Raw genomic sequence first — 18126 nt, 5'->3', positions numbered from 1 at the left:
GAGAAGCCACCTTAATTATTCAAGGTGGCTCATTTTTATGCTGACGATAAGATGCCCGCTTTCATCGATTATCGTATAAATTTTCTCCCATAAAGCCACATCGTCAGGGATAGACCTAAGAAATAGAGTGGCATTGTTAATAAAGAACCGTTGTGTAGCAAACTCATACCCGTTGTGATGGCACTGACTAATAGGTAATAGCCGAGACTAAAAATCGCGCCTGCTGTCCCAATAACATCCTGAAAGTCTACTAGTGCAAGACTTAGGCAGTTAGGAAGTGCCATGCCAGAGCCGAGCAGTAGGACGAAAACGGTCAGCAAGATGCCGATTTCTACGAGTATTGCATGCAGTGGCATCAAACAAACGATAGTCAACAGCACAGCACCCAAAAGCATCACCAGACAGCCGAGGTGAATGATTTTTTGCGGTGGATGGTTGATGACCAGTCGTTTTGAAATCATGGCCCCTATGATAGAAGCCAATGCCACGATGATGCCAAGAAAACCGTATAGGCCTGGTGACATTTGAAAATGACCAATGAAGATAAAGGGTGCTTCGGCATAGTAGCTAAATAGTACACCATTGATGCCCCCAATCAGTAGTCCATAGACAAGAACGGTTGGCGAAGCAACAATGCGTTTGACGACAGGCCAAATCGCTATTCGTTGTCTTGCGGCTGGATCTGTTGTTTCAGGAAGTCTGTAATAAGCATACATGAACAACAAGATACTCATCACCACAAGGACAAAAAACACGGCTCGAAAGCCAAGTGCTTGATCGACCCAGCCACCAATCAACGGCCCTACCGCAGGGGTAAAGGCAATGACAGCTGAAATTTGTGCGAACATAGCATGTCGCTGGCTACCTGCTACGCTTTCACGCAAAATGGTCTGTGTAATAATGGAGCCAGTGGCAGCCCCAAACGCTTGAATAAATCGACTTGCAATTAGAAAAGGAATCGTCTCTGCGTAAACACAGAGCAAGCTCCCTATACCGTAAAAAAGGAGACCGGCTAACATGGCAGGTCGACGGCCAATGAAATCAGAAATCCATCCCCAGCAAAAAACACCTAATGCAAAGCCAATAAAATAGATGCTTAAAGTTAATTGGACAGCGCTATTGGATACACCAAGTGCAGCGGCAATATCCGGTAGAGATGGTGTGTATATCGTTTCACTAATTTGTGGAAATGCCACAAGAACAATCATTAATAATAAAGATGGTACTGCCTGTTTTTTCAACATATTGCCCTCCTACAAGCAAAATCTACTTTGTTCGTTACAAGTAGATAGCGTAGCTAGGGAAACGGCGGGACCATTATAAGTATACGTTCATAGGATGTCATGTTGAAAATCACCTTTATCTATACTCAGCAAAAATGGTATACCGAAAAATACGGAAGCTGAGCTGTAATGGATATGCATGTAGTAGGAGTGCATAGTCTGATTACTATTATAAGCTATTTTATAATACCTTTATAGTAATAATTGCTAATCTTATCAATTTTTAAGAGATAGAGCTAGTGTCAAAAAGGATTTTGAAGGTGGATTAGAGAAATGGTAATGGGTAGTAGAGGAGGAGAAGTGTGACATAAACCATATATTTTCTTCATAATAAAGCATAATCTTTCCAACCTTACACCCACAAGGGTTAAGTCAATTTAATTTAGTATACTATCATAGATATTAAACGATATATCAATTTTATTATTTATAATAAACAAGATTTTTAATCAAGCTTATAACCTAAGTTTATTATTATATCTTCCCACTGGTCCCTAATCTCATCTTCTAAAAAAAACGCTACTCCCTAATTTCTTATATATTCTCCCTTTACTCGGAAAAACCCCATTATTATGTAATGCTATTGCAGCATTTTGAACATCACTCAAAATACTTTTGATTCTTTCCTTTTTTAATTTTGTTAAGTACTCTTTATATCTCCTACTAACCTTTTTACATAATTCTGGTGCCCATTTTCTTACCGTTCTTAATGTTAATTGCTTTTCTTTTGCCAACTGGGTTAGGCCACTATGACTAATTTGGTATTTATATTATTTAAAAAATTCAATTAAATCATTTACAATCTCCGATATGTGTATTATTATGGAAAACAAGTAGTTGATTGGTTGGTTAGGAACATATGAACATTATTTCCTATTTAATTCTCAATCTAGTTACACTACTACATGATTTATGGGTTGACATTATATATTGGAGGTGAAAAAGATGAAAAAAATTAAAGTTAAAGTATTACCAAAAGTAGGCCTTCCTGCTAACCGTGCAAATACATGATTTGAAGATGGATATTACATATTGGAGGTGAAAAAGATGAAAAAAATTAAAGTTAAAGTATTACCAAAAGTAGGTCTTCCTGCTAACCGTGCAAATACATGATTTGAAGATGGATATTACATATTGGAGGTGAAAAAGATGAAAAAAATTAAAGTTAAAGTATTACCAAAAGTAGGTCTTCCTGCTAACCGTGCTAACACATGATTTTTTAAAGAAAAGATCCACTCCTAAGGGTGGGTTTTTTCTTTAAAAGAAGAGGATTTATGAAAAATAGAAAGGGTGAAATAATGTAATGTACCAAAAGGAGATTAGTAAGGATACTATGGTTGAAGTACATACCATTGAAACATATCAGCGTGAAAATGATTCCATTACTATTCGACGTATTGGCACTTCAGACTACTTGTTATTAGATGAAATCGCTCTTAATATTTATCGAAGCTTTTCCTCAGACAAGTCAATAGATGAAGTCGCATTGATGCATAGTGCAAATGATTACGAGATAAATGACATTATAGAATTTGTTGAGGTGTTATTAAATGCGGGATATGTAAAAAGTATTGATGGAGTTCTTATATCGGAAAGTTTAATAGATAACCACCCTTTAAATGCTGAGCCTAGTAAAATCTTGAAGATATTATTTAGTAAGACTGCCTGGGCATTTTATCTATTTTCCGTGTTCGCTAATATATTTTTATTTTATTTTTCCGATAACTTACGCCCTAAGGGTTCGGATCTTTTTGTTAGTACCTCCGGAATTGCATCTATATGTATAATAATTTTAGGTACATGGATAGTTATCTTTTTTCATGAATACGGACATATATGTGCTGCTAAAAGCGTAGGAATTGGAGCTAAAGTTAAATGGGGATATAGACTAGTTTTCCTTGTACTTGAAACGGAAGTAACTGATATCTGGTCCGTATCCAGAAAGAAAAGATATGGTGTTTATTTAGCAGGATTAGCTTGGACAAGTATGTTGATATTATTATGTTTAGTAATGCAATTTTATTTTTCGAATGAAATAATACTTAAGATACTTAAATTTACGGTTTTGATGCAACTACAAACTACTGTATTTCAAACATTACTATTTTTACGTACAGATTTATACTATGTACTTACTAATTTCTTAGAAATAGATGATCTTAATGAATCAATGAAGCTTATTTTTAAAAATATATTCACCCTAAAATTCAATAAAATAAGTAGTATATTAAACAGCATGTCAAATAAAGAGAGGAAAATAACTAAAATTTACAGCTCTTTAAGTTTTATTGGGATTTTTGTTGCTCTCTATTTATTTTTGGTAATTGATCTACCTATTGCTTATTATACTGTCAAACAAACTCTTGAAAAAACTTTAAAAGATCCTTTGTTCTCTATGTCTTATTGGGATGGAATTGCAATGGGAACTTTTACACTTTGTCCATTAGTTATCTTAACAATATATTTAGCATTAGATTTAAGAAAAAAAATAAAAGAAAAGAAAAGAAAAGAATTAGGTCCTATTTTGAGAAACAGTATCTAATAAAATTTTCAGTTAAATTGATAGAATTTGTATTGATGCAACAATTGGAGGTATTATCATGGAGTTGAAAAAAGGATTTATTTTTGTGTTTTCTACTTTACTTTTAATTTCTTTCGTATTAGTAGCAGCCAGTGTCTCTCTTAGAACCATCCTTAATCAATAATAGGAAGTGAATAACATGAAATTGAAAAAAGAGCTTATTTTTTTAAAAAACAATGAATATAGCATACCCAAGAGTTCTAATGTTGAAAATCTTATCGAACAGATGTTAGATAAGATTGGGTCTGTTGATGGCGAATTAAGAGACGATCTTATTTATACGACATTTTCAAACTGGATACTAAATGATTACTTATCAGTAAACGTTCTTCAAAGATTATTAGATACCATATTGGATGAGCAGCATCTTTTTTATGGTATAGGGCAATCAAATTCAGATTCAGTTTTTACACGATCATTTTCAATGCTACTTATACCGCTTATTCTTATGGCGGATCAAAAAAAAAATTTTCTACATGACAAGGATATTTTAGAAATTAAGGAAAAAATTATACGTTACCTTCAATGTGAAAAAGATTTAAGAGGCTATGTTCCCGAGAAAGGTTGGGCACATGCATTAGCACATGCTGCTGATGCATTAAATGAGTTAGCTAAATATGATTTACCAATTGCTGAAAAACAACAGATTTTGGATGTCATTAAAAGTGTGATAAGTACAAAAACAATAAATTACACTAATTTAGAAGATGAAAGACTGATAACAGCTGTGATTACAATTTTGAAAAAAAATACTTTTAATATAGAGTTGCTTGAGAGTTGGGTTAATAGTTTTACGGATTGGGAAAAAACTGAAATTTGGCATGAGGAGTACAAAATTATATCTAATGTTAAAAATTTTTTAGGAAGTCTTTACTTTCGTTTAGAGCAAGAAGCTAATCAAAAATATGTGGCTGAAATTGTGAAAGATAAATTAATTAAAATGATGAAAGCCTATACATAAAGGAGTGAACTAATTTGAAACCGAAATTCAAAGATTTTTATCCAGTTATTTCAATTGATTCACAAACTATTCAAATCGGAGATGAACCGAATAATGCCTATGAAATTACTGACCCAGATGGAATATTAATCAAAATCATACCTTTATTGAATGGTAAGTTGGATACAAAACAAATTTTCAACTTAATTGAAGAACGAACTTTTAGTTTTTTGGAGCTAGAAAATATTATTAAAACACTAGATGAAATTGGTCTAATCGAAGACAGTTCTATTGATAATCTTAAAGATTTAAATGACTGGCAACGTGTAAGATACAATAATAACCTTAATTATTTCAATGTATTTAGCAATACAAATAAAACTAAATCATCTTATCAAAAAAAGCTTTTAGAGACAAAGGTTTTGGTTCTGGGAATGGGTGGATTAGGTAGCAATCTTTTAATGCAATTATCCGGGTTAGGGATTGGACATATTAAGTTTCTCGATTGCGATGAGGTAGAATTAAAAAATTTGAACCGTCAAGTCCTATATTCGGAAAGATATATAGGACAGCCAAAAACTAAAGTAGGCTTTGAAAGATTAAGTGATTTTAATACAACCATTAATTATGAGATGATTGATAAAAGAATAAGTTCAGCTGAGGATTTAGAGAATATCATTACAAAGGACTTAGATTTTGTATTTTGTGCAGCTGATAACCCACCAATGTTGATAAACTCTTGGGTAAATGAACTTTGCGTTAAAAATAATGTTCCCTTTATTTCTGGAGGAGTAGGTTTAACTTGTGGAAGCTTCTACTCAGTTAAGCCAACAATATCACCTTGCTTAGAATGTTACTATACCTTTATTAAAGATCAGTTTGGACAAGTACTAGACGCTTATGATAATTCCAACAATGATTATAATGCAGCTATACTACCTAATATTAGTTTGGTAGCATCAATGATGACAACCGATTTCTTACGAATACATCTTCAAATAGCTGAACCGATTTCGTTAGGGAAAAAGGTAATAGTTAATTTCTTGACTTCAGAGACAACATTTGAAAATCCTTGGGTCAATAATAGTCAATGCGAGGTTTGTTCAATAGAAAAATCAATGGCTACCAATTTATTTCCTAAGTAATAAAAGGTTGGTTTAAAATTTAACAGAAAAAACTCCTTAAACGACCACCTGCTAAAGCAGGTGGATTTTGAAATGAATGTCCACGACTAAAGTCGTTTTTATTTAAGGGGGAAGCCCTTATAAAAGTTCGTGTGCTTAAGCACACTGAATATTGAAGATACCGTTCTTTTCTTCGAATTGATTGGCTATATAGTTTCTTATGATTTCTTCGGTAACCGTTCCAACAGTCGCACAAAAATACCCCCATGCCCACACGGAAAATAAACTATTAGAATGGCAACAGTTTTGGACAACTTTATTAAGGTGGCTAGATGGCTCTCTTAAAGCATAAGGGGCGCACAAGTTGCTTGACATGGAGCCTCTATGGGCTTGATTCGTTGAAAGGCTTAGTAATTGCTCCTTATCCTCTATAAAAAGTGTCCAACATTAATAAGATTACACCTAAAATATTTAATCCCCATACCTCCTTGTCAGCTAAATTATTTAAGCTAAAACTGATTTTTGGGTTGGTTTCTAAAGCTATTATTGTAAAGATAAATAAACTTACCAATATAAATAATATAATCAAATAATTTTCCAATATAATAAATATCTTACAATCAGAATATAACAACGCTAAATTATATCTAGAAAAATAAAAAGAAGGTATGAAAATTAATTCATACCTTGCTTTAAACTACTACATTGTTCATAAAAATTACTCTATTTTATCGAATTAATCCTATGATGTAAATATTCAACCATAAAATTTCCTAGAATAAAATAAAGCGTAAAGTTTCTAAACGGAAATTTTATGCTTTACGTCACAAGAAGGGAATGTTTCCAGTTTTAGAAACGGCAAGACTTAGGTTAAGAGAGCTAACTTTAGAGGATGTACCAGCCATTTTCCGCTGCTTTTCGAATGAGGCTGTAACACGCTATTATGGGCAGGAACCCTTTGTCGATACACAGCAGGCTGAACAGGCTATTAAGCAGTTTGCTAAAAACTTTGAACAAAAAAGAGGGATTCGTTGGGGCATTGAACGCAAAGATTCGAATGAAGTCATTGGTACGATTGGCTTCCATTTATGGTCGGCTGCGCATCATCGAGCAGAAATTGGCTATGAAATTCATCCCGATTACTGGCGACAAGGTTATATAAAAGAAGCCGTGCAAAAAGTGATAGCCTATGGCTTTCAGGACATGAACCTGAATCGCATTGGAGCTGTTGTCTTTTTAGAAAATGAAGCTTCCAGTCAACTATTGATGAAGCTAGGGTTCCAACAAGAAGGCATCCTAAGAGACTATATGTATCAAAATGGGCAAGCCTATGATACATTCATTTATTCTTTATTAAAAAAGGAAGAATAATGCCACTTTTTTATTTTAAAAGAATAATATTTAGTGAAAAAAGGATGATAAATAATGATTTAGGCTGAGTTTCGATGCTGCTTTTTTCGGCTATAGTACTAATATGAACAACAATTCATTTGTTCGTGTAAAAAGTATGTGACGAGGGGCTGGGTGTTATGGAGCAATATAGCGCAGCTTATTTTCAAAAGCTAGATTTACTAGCAAGCTTATACGCAGGGCATGCCGCTTTAAAGGATTCAATATCAACAGAGAAAGTCAACCAAATGGAGCGCTATCAACAAATCGAAGCGGCAATTGCCAAGCTAAATAATGAAATAAGACTGATTGAACGGACTATTTTAAAGTCCTCAAGAAATCGTTAATAGCAGCTCAACCCATGCGTGTACATGCATGGGTTTTTATCTGTAGAGGGGAGAAAACATTGCAACATGCATCGATGAATAGAAGATCTTATTGTTGTATAGTTGAGACTTCAGCATCAAAATATTGCACTGCTTTCATAGAGCTATCCTTCTAGTTACTCGATATATCCGCTACTTTTAACACGTTATCCGTTACTCTGTCCGTTTTATCCACCAATTCGCGTATTTTATCCGTTCCCTTCCTGCTACATTGTATTATTGAACAAGCGTCAGTAAAAATTGATCGCGTTCTGCTTCCTCTTGCATTTTACTATCAATAAGCATTGCACCAGATTGGACACTTGTGATGGCATTGTCTACAAGAAATTGCACATTGACCTTGGCTATTTCATTGTCAACGGGGCAATCCCCCTTGAACTCTACGACGTCCTGTCCCTTTTGTGTTTCAAAATAAACCCAATATGGATTTTCACAGGCAGCGGCAAAGGCACTTTCTAAAGTTTTTGTACTATTTTCATACGTATAGTTTTGTACATATGTAATATATTCATTGTTTGTAATATCCTTTTGTGGGCCATAAAAGTACCAAAATACCCCTAAAATACCGATAGGCACAATCCACAATATATTCCTTTTACTTAATTTCCCCATGCTTTGCTTCCCCCTTTATGTGAATATTTTAACATCTTCTTTTGCATTTTTGCTAGCTTACGATAATATTTTCTATAGAAGGCCGTGATTCTGTTCATAGCGTGAGCTTTGAATTCAAGTGGCAGTTATGATAACGTTAGTTGATAGATTTGTTTCGAAGTCGCCATTTTGTTTGGTGAAGGAGGTTTTTGCATGCATAAAAGAAGACGTGGTTTGCTCCTAGTTCTCGTGCTGATATTACTGGGTTTGTTCTTTTTTCTCGGCACAAAAATGCGGTCGGCCACACAAACGACAAGAAATTCTGAGCCATCCCCAGTCCAAGAGGAAGTATCTGAACAAGAGGGGGTGTCAAAAAATGTGGAGGTCATCCTACAGGACATAGCCAGTTTAGCACTAGAAGGAAGAGTCCCTTATGTGCCGTTTGCAGCAGGTGAGGCGGATCAACAAGTGGTTCATCAGCAATGGGGGGAGCCTCAGCAAGTAACGGAGTCAGTGAATGGACGATATGAAGCTTATCAGGATGTGACGATTGGCTTTCAAGGTTCACATGCTTTTGATATTCGTTCATTTAAAGAGGATATCAAGAAAATTCATTTAGCAGATATTAAAAATAAGCTAGGTGAACCCGATGAGGTTCGTTATTATCAGGATACAACGACCAATCAAATCATTCTTGTCTACCAAGTGAATGCCGACTATCAATTAAAATGGATTTTACCAAAACCGACTGACAGTGATCCTAATCCTGTCGTTCATCATATTTCGGTCTATACTGAATTAAAGCAACAAGCAGCTGATACGGTCAAGCAGATGACATTGGACGAAAAAATTGGTCAAATGATGTTTGCAGGTGTGTCAGGTACGACGCTTCAGCAGCACACAACAAGCCTCATTCAAGATGACAAAGTGGGCGGTTTGATTCTTTATGGTAATAATCTTGAAACCCCTCAGCAAACAGTCACATTGATGAATGACTTAATGGCTGCCAATACCAATAATCAGGTGCCCCTTTTCATAGGAACCGACCAAGAAGGTGGGAAGGTGGTTAGATTACCAGGGCCTTTAAAAAACTTCCCAACGAATAAAAGCATTGGGGATATCAATCAATCCCAATTGTCATTTAAAGTAGGTCAATTGCTAGGGGAACAATTAAAGGCATTTGGCTTTAACCTTGATTTTGCCCCTGTACTAGACGTCAATAGCAATCCGAATAATCCGATTATCGGAGATCGCTCGTTTTCGAATCATCCCGATATTGTCAGCAAATTAGGCATTCAGACAATGAAAGGGCTAGAGTCCAAGCAAGTAATTCCAGTAATCAAGCATTTCCCTGGGCACGGTGATACTTCCGTGGATTCCCATTTAGAATTGCCAAAGGTGACGAAAAGTTTGGCCGATTTAAAGCAACTGGAGCTTGTCCCCTTTAAAGATGCCATTGATAACGGTGCCGATGTGGTCATGGTTGCTCATATTTTATTACCAAAGATTGACCCACAATACCCTTCATCGATGTCGAAGGAAATTATAACAGGTATGTTAAGGGAGCAGCTAGGCTTCGATGGGGTTGTCATGACAGACGATATGACGATGAAAGCTATCACGAATCATTTTGCTATCGGTCAAGCGGCTGTAGATTCAATCAAGGCTGGCAGTGATATTATATTAATCGCCCATGAGTACACGAATGTCGCATCAGCCATAAAAGCTGTGAAGGCAGCCGTCCATGATGGAGACATAACAGAGGAGCGCATTAATGAGAGTGTCCGTCGAATCATGCAGCTAAAACAAAAGTATCAGCTTGTCAATCAACCCGTGACAGCAGTTGATATCAACAAGCTCAATACAGACATCGAAAACGTATTCAATATGTATAAATAAAGATGGAGAGGGACATACAGCAAGTAATGTATGTTCCTTTTTCTGTGATTTAGAACGAATATTTGAATAGTGAGTGAGTGCCATACATGAAACTTATTTTATCAGAGAAGCCACCTGTAGCGAAAAATATTATGGATGCTGTACATATCAAATAAAAACAGGAGGGCTATTTGATTTCTTGGACATTTAGTCATCTTTCAGAGCTCTATGATGCCAGAGATAATGATGGGAAATTGAGTATAGGTAATTTTTACTATAAGTTCAAGATAGACCCGAGAGAAAGAGGATGTGGGTGCTAGAAAGTTGATAATTATTCAGCATCTCATCCACCTTTCTGATATGAGCGAAATTTTGATAATGATTTAACTCTATAAACAGACAAAAACCCTTTCGTTGATAAGAAAGGATTTTTGTCTATTTGTGCAATTGCACGTAAAGGGCTAGGAACATTCATAACATATAGACCTTTCACATATGAGGAAATTCTTTTTATCTCCTTGTAATATTTCTCCCTCTCAAAGTACCATATATTAATAACCTCTTAATATCCTCCAATAAAAGGCAAGTGCTTCTACACTTTTACCTATTTCGATGGTTTAAATTGCCATATAGGTCTTTAGACAGTTGAGTCATTTCTGTCTTTCTTATAATATGTAATTATTGTTGAAAATGATAATCATTATCAACGTTTGTCAACAATTCAATTGTTTCCATTTACTTCTTATCATCTCATCAGTCTTTTTAATTTGGAAGACTCATTTTTTTAACAGTGAATGATAATAATTATCATTTGATAGGGAGAAGGCTCTGTGAAAGGATGGTTAATGAATGCAACAGATGGCTAAACAGATTGCAGAAAATGCAACGTTTCAAGCGTTTATGAATTGTTATATACGAGAGGTGAGTAGCGGACACTGGGTCAGAAAGGAGGAATGGATAAAAGAACAGCGACTATCTATCCTAACGACAGAGGAATATATATTAGAAATCGAGTTACCATTACAAAACACACGTTTTGCATTTGGCATGGAATACAAATCTCTTGTTGGAAGGCATAAATTTGGTGTCTCGTTGAAGTATTGTACGAAACAAAACCAATGGCTTGTTGAAGATAAATTAACGATACTCATCACATTTATTCAGGAACTCCATTTTATGGCTAAGAAGGATGGATGTCATGAACTTTCCTCCCATTTTGATGAACTCATTCTTCGCATAATTGAGAGCTATCAAACGATGACAAATTATATTGAAAAGCGTCTGGAAAATAAGAAACAAAATGGAGCTAACGGTACGTTTATTGAAGCTGAGCAATCACTCTTACTTGGACATTGGCTCCATCCAACACCTAAAAGCAGACAAGGGATGTCAGATTGGCAGCAAACGAGTTTTGCTCCAGAGTTACAAGGTTCTTTCCAGCTTCACTATTTTCGTGTCGACCGTAAAAATGTGAAAGAGTCCTCTGTATTAGAAAAAAGTGCAAGTGAACTCATTTCTCAGTCTTTAACAACATCACAACCTGATTTTGTGATGTCAGAGAAGGATTGCCTCATTCCGATGCATCCGCTTCAAGCACAATGGCTTTTGCAGCAACCGCATGTAAAAAAAGCGCTTGCTGAAGGATGGATAAAATACGAAGGTGCACTTGGGGCACTTTATACAGCAACCTCCTCGATAAGAACGGTATATAGCACAAATGAAGAAATGATGTATAAGTTTTCAATTCCAGTCAAAATAACGAATTCATTGCGGGTGACTAGAACGCATGAATTAAAAGCTGGGATTGTTATGGCTCGGTTAATGAATAAGATTGATTTCTTACAGAACCATCCATCTTTCCGGATGATTGATGATCCAGCCTATATGACTGTAGAGTTCCCAAATCAGACGGAATCAGGGTTTGAGGTTATTTTTCGCTCAAATGTATTTCCTGAAGGACATGATGAAGGAATCTGCATGATCGCTACGCTTTTGCAAGAGCCCCTACCAAAAGAAAAATCAAAATTATGTCAGCTCATCATGAAAATCGCTCAATCAGAATTCCGATCAATAGAGAGCGTAAGCTTAGATTGGTTTAAGGCTTATTGGAAATGTTCGATTGAATCGTTATTAAGATTATACGATGAGAATGGAATAGCTCTCGAAGCACACCAGCAAAATAGTTTGTTAAACATTTCTTCCAGTTATCCAACTACTTATTATTATCGTGATAACCAAGGTTATTACTTGTCAAAAACATATAAAGAAGTACTTCTTTCAATAGAGCCTTCTTTACATGAAACAGAAGAGCTATTTTACGAAGATGCCCTTATTCATGATAGATTTACATATTATTTATTTATGAATCAATTGTTTCCCGTTATTTCCCGATTTGGAGCCGATCAGCTAATCGATGAAAAAATTCTTTTGAAGTGGTCTATCGATCAACTGCACTTATTAGAAAAAGAATTTACAGGTTTCGGGAAGGCATTTATTCGTAACATTCTAAAGCAAGAGGAGCTTGCGTTCAAAGCAAATTTATTAACAAGATTTCATGATGTAGATGAACTAGAAGCCGAGCTTGAACAAGCGGTATATACGAAAGTGCCAAATCCGTTCGTTGTTCAGTATGAGGAGGCAGAATATGAAGCAGCTACAGCCTTTAGTTACTAAACAAGAAGAGCTACGTGTAAGGCGGCAGCTTGTAGAAGCAATGATGTTTGAAGGACTAATCAAATATGAAGAAACGCCTCTAGATAAATGGTCTTCCATTTTTACTCTTGTTGGACAGAAATGTACCTATCGTTGTGAAGGGCGAAGAATGGCCTTTGATCGTATCCGAATAAAGGGCGATAGTATTTTTCTAGTAGGAAAAGATGAGACGTTACTAGAAGCTACGCTTGAGGATCTAGTAGATGAATTACTATCTACTCGTAAAGACAAAGTTCGTTTACTGGAAGAACTTCATTTAACGAGTAAGCTTTGTCAATGGAATGAGCGTCATCTCCAAATGCCCATGTCGAGAAGAAATTCGAGCTATGAAGAATTAGAATCAGAAATCATGGAAGGGCATCCCTATCATCCTTGTTTCAAATCTAGAACCGGTTTTACAATTGACGACCATAAAAACTATGGCCCTGAGGCAAAGCAATCATTTACCCTTCAATGGGTTGCGGTGAGAAGAAGCTACGTACGAATTACAGTTCTTGAGGAAGAGAGCTTTTGGAAAAGAGAGCTAGGACATTTGCTGTGGGAAGACCTTCTAGCAAAGCTTGCGATTTTCGGTGGAACATTTGACGACTATACGTTCCTACCCGTTCATCCTTGGCAATGGCATAACCTGAAAATGGAACTAGCTGAATTAATTGAGCAAAAAGATTTAATCCCTCTAAATGTGAAAGGAGATTACTATAGAGCAACCCAATCAGTACGAACATTATGGAATGTTTCACATCCTGAAAAGGCGCAATTAAAATGTGCAATGAATATGGTGAATACTTCTTCCTTGCGAAAGTTACATTCTCATGCTGTTTGTGCCGCTCCTCCTATTTCATCATGGCTTAAACAGGTGATTCAATTAGATGCCTATTTACAAAAGGAAGCATCGCTTATTGTACTGGAAGAATATGCAGGTATTATTTTTGAACCGAATGCCCAAAAGCATAGTAGCAAACTAGAAGGTCAGCTTGGTACCATATGGCGAGAAAGTGTGCGCTTGTATATGAAGGATGAGGAGGAAGCGGTTCCTTTTACAGTACTAATGATGATGGAGAGAGATGGGCGTCCATTTATTGATGATTGGCTTTCCCGATATGGAGCAGAGGAGTGGGTAAAACGCTTGATCGAAGTGAGTGTTATTCCTGTGTGGCACTTGCTGGTCGCTCATGGTATTGCGGTGGAGGCACATGCACAAAACATGATTTTATTGCATCAAAATGGGTGGCCGACTCGGGTTGTACTGAGGGATTTCCATGACAGTATCGAATATATGGAAGAATTCATTGCAGACAGAAGCCTCGTTCCAGACTTTGCAACGATACACGAACGTTTTAAAGATGCACCTGTCGATCAGTATTATTGGATGTCTTCTGTAGAGGCTTTACGAGAGTTAATTATGGATACACTATTCGTATTTCATTTAAGTGAACTATCGTATTTGCTAGAGGAGCAGTATGACTTTGCAGAAACACATTTTTGGTGTCAAGTTAAGGACAGCTTACAGAAGCACTTGGAACGCTTTCCATCGTTATGTGCAAGACATGAACAGCTTCAGCATACTAGCACACATATTTATGTTGAATCTTTGCTAACTAAGAAAGTTCAAAATCAAGAGGAAGGTAATTTTCGACATATCGTCAACAATACGTTGGCGCAAGCGGATAAAAAGGAGAAATGATGATGTTTTATGTCAATGATCAATTTTATGCAGTAGAAGATATTGAGAAGCAATTTGAAATATATGAAAGCTTACCTCATCTAAGGGAGTGTAACAATCGCAGACTAGCTATTTGTACAGATGATACTTTCCAATATATAGCTCTTTGTTTATACATTCGCGAAAAAGGGGGATCAGTTGTCCCCATCCATTCAGCAACGCCGAAAGAGGGAGCTGTGCGGCTTGCTTCTTCAGCAGGTAGTCATCTGCTGTTGTTCCAATCGATTGATACTTTCATTGAACTATCAAATCATTGCAATAACCAAGAGGGCGTATTAGTTCAAATGAGCTCAGGCACAACAGGCGCTCCGAAATGTATTGAACGAACGTGGAGCTCTGTGGAAAAAGAGATTGAAAGTTATGTGACGATGTTACCTGTCGATTCCTTGACAAATTCGGTTGTTGCTTGTCCAGTAACTCATTCCTATGGCTTCATTTGTGGTGTTTTGGCTTGCCTAAGAAGGGGAGCAAAACCAGTTATTATTACGAATAATAACCCTAAATATATTTTGAGAAAGCTAAAAGAATATCCTCAACACATACTTTATGGGGCTCCAGCGTTACTTTATACATTAAGTCGATTATTACCGATGGGTGAACAATTTGATCGTGTTATGACGTCAGGAACTTTGATGCCGCATAGCTGGCTGACAACATTAAGAGAGAAATCTCGCCAAGTACTCCAGCAGTATGGCTGCTCTGAAGCAGGCTGTGTTGCGATTCACCCTAATGTGGAAGATCCGAAAGAAATGGGCTACCCACTTCCTCATGTAAAGGTAAGAGCCGGTGATAAACAAACACCGAGCGAAATCATTATTGAATTGTCTACACAAACGATTTATACGAAAGATCTTGGCTATATAGAAGATAATGTTTTGTCTTTTCTAGCAAGAATAGATGACACAATTAATGTAGCAGGCTTGAATGTGTATCCGCAAGAAGTGGAAACCGTGTTAATGGATGACCCAAGAATAGTCGAAGCAGTTGTATATAAGAAACAAGATAACCTATCAGGAGAGCGGGTATGTGCACTATATGTGTCTACTGAACCAATCGATAATATGGAGCTTCGAGAATGGTGCCGAAAATTTCTAGCTCCACATCAAGTTCCAATAGAGTTTTTGCCTGTTCAAGAAATTGAAAAGCTGCCTAATGGAAAAATAAGTAGAAAAAAACTTGGAGGCATACCAGTATGACGCGACAACAACTGATTCAGAGCATCTATGATATTATGGAAAATTCATTAGAGTTGCCGACACTGTCTTCTTTCAATGAAGATGCCCGATTAAATGAGGATTTGTATATGGATTCCATTATGGTCCTTCAACTGATTCTTCATATAGAGTTGGATCTTGGCATTGCCATCCCCGATGAGGTTCTTGTTCCTAAAGATTTCAAAACAGTAGGAACATTAGCAAGCTTTTTAGAAAAACAGCAAAAGGTAGAATAATCGGAGGCCAAAAATGATAAAAGTTCATTGTTTTGTAAGCTGTGTTTGTGAGGTTATTAAGAAAACGAAAGGTGTCGATCATAGGCCCTACTATTTTGGGGTATGGGACGCAGATTTTGATGTGCTTGATAATGGTGTGCTAACATACCATTCTGATCAAATCGATCATGATTTCTTTCAAACATGGTATGAAATGCTCTATGGCATCAAGCTTTACAAATGGTATGACGAAAAGCAGTCTAAACAAGAAAATATAAACAAATTGCTAGGGCTAGTAGAGAATAAATCGCCACATCAGCATGTGATGGTGATGCTGGATTTATCGATGCTGCCAGAGCGAGAGAATAAATTTCATCAACGTCCATTCCCTCATTATGTGATGCTAGAATCGACCGAAAATGAAGAAGAGTGGTTTATGTATGACCCTGATTTTCGCTGGGAAGGAATTTTACCGAAGGAGCGAATTTTAGCTGCAATCCAAGAGCCAACTGTCAAAGGTGGCTATTACTTTGATTCTGAGACGATTATTGCTCCTACTACAGAGACGGTTGAAGCCTATTTTAATACATGCATCAAGCTTGATTGTAATCCGTTGACAGATGCCGTTACCGAAATTATGAAAAAGTCTATCGCAGGAAAAGAACATCTGTCAAAACTACCGACTGCCTTAAAGCAATTGCCAGTTATCGCGATTAGAAAGTATGCATATGAGCATGCATTTGCATTTTTTTGGGAAGCACTTGGGCGAGAAGAGGAAGGCTTTGACACATGGTGTGATGAAATTGAGCGTCTAGTGACTGGCTATACAACGATTCAGTATCGAGCGATGAAGCTGGCGATGACGCAAGATTTGTTATTGGTGGAAAATATTTTTGTGAAGTTAGAAGAACAAAATCAGCTTGAGTTCAAAATCAAGCAAGGATTACAAGAATGTTTTCAAGCATGGTTAACATTACAGCACAAGAAAGAGGTCATGTTATGAAACTATCAATTTGTACAATCTCATTTCGGCACCATCTCCACTCGATGGAGCAATTAGCTCAATTTGCTAAAACACAAGGCTTTCAAGGAATCGAGCTCTGGGGCATTCATGCAAAGAACTTGGCAGATGAACCTCATTATGGAGCAGATTGGCTAAGCTCCTACGGTTTGGAAACGAGCATGCTTAGTGATTATTTGCCATTAGATGCACCCGTTTCGGAGATGATGGCTGAAACAGAAAGATTATCTGCACTTGCCAAGCGCTGGGGAACAAATAAAATTCGTACATTTGTAGGAAAGCAAGGCAGCTCAGACACGAGTAAGAAAGAAAGGGTAGAACTTATTGTCAGACTTACAATGCTCTGTGATTATCTTGAGTCACAAGGACAAAACTTGCTGGTAGAAACTCATCCAAATACATTAACAGATAATCTACCTTCAACCATGCAGTTACTTGAAGAAACGAATCACTCCAGCCTACGAGTGAACTTTGACGTTTTACATATATGGGAATCAGGAATGAACCCGATTGTCGCCATGAAGCAACTACGTCCTTATATCTCACATTTTCATTTTAAAAATATTGCCTCACGTGCTCAACTAGATGTTTTTTCACCAAACAATGTGTATGCGGCAGCAGGGTCTAGGGAAGGAATGGTTCCTTTGTTTGAAGGTGCTATTGATTATGGTGAATTCCTAGCAGAAGCAGTTTCAACGATGGAGGTAGATGCATCATTGGAATGGTTTGGATCGAATGTGATGAGCGTATTAGCAAAAGATAGTCAAGAGGTTAAGAAGGCGTTGCAGTTGGTGCAAATATAGTGTAAGGCTGTTTATACTCAGTGAACTCAGTTGTACCTTAGAGTTGGATGGAATTATCTGAAGTCAAGCTGAAAATACTGGAGTCTGCATACAACTTAGTTCTGATGCAAGAAACATTTGTGAAAAAAGATCATGTCAAAGGCAGAAAAAGCAACTTTGCAAGGTGAGAGGTTGATTTCCGTTCCGCCAGCGCCCTTTCCAGGGGGCGTCCGATGAGCCGCGCTTCACTCACTTACGCTCGCTCCAGGGTCTCATCTGTGACGCTA

At 36.8% G+C, this 18126-nt stretch carries 16 protein-coding genes; 12 read left to right on the top strand and 4 right to left on the bottom strand.

Annotated features, from left to right (window positions below; all coding sequences use genetic code 11):
- Positions 1 to 68 precede the first annotated feature (68 nt).
- Positions 69 to 1241, bottom strand: coding sequence for a multidrug effflux MFS transporter (locus CRI88_RS14650; protein WP_170829806.1), 1173 nt, complete (start codon positions 1239 to 1241; stop codon positions 69 to 71).
- Between the two features lie 542 nt (positions 1242 to 1783).
- Positions 1784 to 2017 (bottom strand): hypothetical protein, encoded by a 234-nt coding sequence (locus CRI88_RS14645; protein ID WP_089932353.1) that lies wholly within the window; start codon positions 2015 to 2017, stop codon positions 1784 to 1786.
- Positions 2018 to 2616: 599 nt separating this feature from the next.
- Here CRI88_RS14645 and CRI88_RS14640 point away from each other — a divergent pair.
- The 3 genes from CRI88_RS14640 to CRI88_RS14630 all read left to right on the top strand — a co-directional run bounded on the left by CRI88_RS14640 (position 2617) and on the right by CRI88_RS14630 (position 5949).
- Positions 2617 to 3825, top strand: coding sequence for a hypothetical protein (locus CRI88_RS14640; protein ID WP_139149505.1), 1209 nt, complete (start codon positions 2617 to 2619; stop codon positions 3823 to 3825).
- Between the two features lie 178 nt (positions 3826 to 4003).
- On the top strand, positions 4004 to 4825 hold the full coding sequence (locus tag CRI88_RS14635; protein WP_089932349.1) for a DUF2785 domain-containing protein: 822 nt from the start codon (positions 4004 to 4006) through the stop codon (positions 4823 to 4825).
- A gap of 14 nt (positions 4826 to 4839) precedes the next feature.
- Positions 4840 to 5949, top strand: coding sequence for a HesA/MoeB/ThiF family protein (locus CRI88_RS14630; RefSeq protein ID WP_089932348.1), 1110 nt, complete (start codon positions 4840 to 4842; stop codon positions 5947 to 5949).
- A 135-nt stretch (positions 5950 to 6084) separates the two neighbouring features.
- On the opposite strand, the gene CRI88_RS23230 is transcribed toward CRI88_RS14630, so the two are convergent.
- On the bottom strand, positions 6085 to 6303 hold the full coding sequence (locus tag CRI88_RS23230) for a transposase (protein WP_211663866.1): 219 nt from the start codon (positions 6301 to 6303) through the stop codon (positions 6085 to 6087).
- 462 nt (positions 6304 to 6765) lie between these two features.
- Between CRI88_RS23230 and CRI88_RS14620 the strand changes: the two genes are divergently transcribed.
- Both CRI88_RS14620 and CRI88_RS14615 read left to right on the top strand, forming a co-directional pair.
- Positions 6766 to 7299 carry a GNAT family N-acetyltransferase gene (locus CRI88_RS14620; RefSeq protein WP_089932347.1) on the top strand — a complete coding sequence of 178 codons (534 nt, stop codon included), beginning with the start codon at positions 6766 to 6768 and terminating at the stop codon, positions 7297 to 7299.
- A gap of 158 nt (positions 7300 to 7457) precedes the next feature.
- Positions 7458 to 7664, top strand: a complete 207-nt coding sequence (locus tag CRI88_RS14615) for a hypothetical protein (RefSeq protein WP_089932345.1) — start codon at positions 7458 to 7460, stop codon at positions 7662 to 7664.
- A gap of 255 nt (positions 7665 to 7919) precedes the next feature.
- Here the strand turns inward: CRI88_RS14615 and CRI88_RS14610 are convergent, their stop codons facing one another.
- Entirely contained in the window at positions 7920 to 8315 is a 396-nt protein-coding gene (locus tag CRI88_RS14610; RefSeq protein ID WP_101966786.1) for a glucosamine 6-phosphate synthetase, read from the bottom strand.
- Between the two features lie 192 nt (positions 8316 to 8507).
- Here CRI88_RS14610 and nagZ point away from each other — a divergent pair, with 192 nt between their 5' ends.
- From nagZ to CRI88_RS14575, 7 genes are all read left to right on the top strand, one after another.
- On the top strand, positions 8508 to 10193 hold the full coding sequence (gene nagZ / locus CRI88_RS14605; protein WP_058844986.1) for a beta-N-acetylhexosaminidase: 1686 nt from the start codon (positions 8508 to 8510) through the stop codon (positions 10191 to 10193).
- 837 nt (positions 10194 to 11030) lie between these two features.
- Positions 11031 to 12845 (top strand): IucA/IucC family protein, encoded by a 1815-nt coding sequence (locus CRI88_RS14600; protein ID WP_257982911.1) that lies wholly within the window; start codon positions 11031 to 11033, stop codon positions 12843 to 12845.
- Entirely contained in the window at positions 12817 to 14568 is a 1752-nt protein-coding gene (locus tag CRI88_RS14595; protein WP_058844988.1) for an IucA/IucC family protein, read from the top strand. The genes CRI88_RS14600 and CRI88_RS14595 overlap by 29 nt, the downstream gene beginning before the upstream one ends.
- Positions 14565 to 15803 (top strand): AMP-binding protein, encoded by a 1239-nt coding sequence (locus CRI88_RS14590; protein ID WP_257982910.1) that lies wholly within the window; start codon positions 14565 to 14567, stop codon positions 15801 to 15803. The genes CRI88_RS14595 and CRI88_RS14590 overlap by 4 nt, the downstream gene beginning before the upstream one ends.
- Complete coding sequence (gene asbD / locus CRI88_RS14585) at positions 15800 to 16057, top strand: petrobactin biosynthesis protein AsbD (RefSeq protein ID WP_036127419.1); 258 nt, start codon at positions 15800 to 15802, stop codon at positions 16055 to 16057. Before CRI88_RS14590 ends, asbD begins: the two co-directional genes overlap by 4 nt.
- Before the next feature lie 13 nt (positions 16058 to 16070).
- Positions 16071 to 17039, top strand: coding sequence for a DUF6005 family protein (locus CRI88_RS14580; RefSeq protein WP_058844990.1), 969 nt, complete (start codon positions 16071 to 16073; stop codon positions 17037 to 17039).
- Positions 17036 to 17860 carry a sugar phosphate isomerase/epimerase family protein gene (locus CRI88_RS14575; RefSeq protein WP_058844991.1) on the top strand — a complete coding sequence of 275 codons (825 nt, stop codon included), beginning with the start codon at positions 17036 to 17038 and terminating at the stop codon, positions 17858 to 17860. Before CRI88_RS14580 ends, CRI88_RS14575 begins: the two co-directional genes overlap by 4 nt.
- The last annotated feature ends 266 nt before the right edge of the window (positions 17861 to 18126 follow it).

Source organism: Lysinibacillus fusiformis (assembly GCF_002845985.1).
GTDB lineage: Bacteria > Bacillota > Bacilli > Bacillales_A > Planococcaceae > Lysinibacillus > Lysinibacillus fusiformis_D.
This window is presented reverse-complemented; position numbering and strand designations above follow the sequence as displayed.

Coding starts and splice junctions, on each gene's coding strand:
- CRI88_RS14640 (WP_139149505.1), top strand. CDS start 2,617: ATGGTTGAAGTACATACCATTGAAACATATCAGCGTGAAAATGATTCC.
- CRI88_RS14635 (WP_089932349.1), top strand. CDS start 4,004: ATGAAATTGAAAAAAGAGCTTATTTTTTTAAAAAACAATGAATATAGC.
- CRI88_RS23230 (WP_211663866.1), bottom strand. CDS start 6,303: ATGTCAAGCAACTTGTGCGCCCCTTATGCTTTAAGAGAGCCATCTAGC.
- CRI88_RS14620 (WP_089932347.1), top strand. CDS start 6,766: ATGTTTCCAGTTTTAGAAACGGCAAGACTTAGGTTAAGAGAGCTAACT.
- CRI88_RS14615 (WP_089932345.1), top strand. CDS start 7,458: ATGGAGCAATATAGCGCAGCTTATTTTCAAAAGCTAGATTTACTAGCA.
- CRI88_RS14610 (WP_101966786.1), bottom strand. CDS start 8,315: ATGGGGAAATTAAGTAAAAGGAATATATTGTGGATTGTGCCTATCGGT.
- nagZ (WP_058844986.1), top strand. CDS start 8,508: ATGCATAAAAGAAGACGTGGTTTGCTCCTAGTTCTCGTGCTGATATTA.
- CRI88_RS14600 (WP_257982911.1), top strand. CDS start 11,031: ATGGCTAAACAGATTGCAGAAAATGCAACGTTTCAAGCGTTTATGAAT.
- CRI88_RS14595 (WP_058844988.1), top strand. CDS start 12,817: ATGAAGCAGCTACAGCCTTTAGTTACTAAACAAGAAGAGCTACGTGTA.
- CRI88_RS14590 (WP_257982910.1), top strand. CDS start 14,565: ATGATGATGTTTTATGTCAATGATCAATTTTATGCAGTAGAAGATATT.
- asbD (WP_036127419.1), top strand. CDS start 15,800: ATGACGCGACAACAACTGATTCAGAGCATCTATGATATTATGGAAAAT.
- CRI88_RS14580 (WP_058844990.1), top strand. CDS start 16,071: ATGATAAAAGTTCATTGTTTTGTAAGCTGTGTTTGTGAGGTTATTAAG.
- CRI88_RS14575 (WP_058844991.1), top strand. CDS start 17,036: ATGAAACTATCAATTTGTACAATCTCATTTCGGCACCATCTCCACTCG.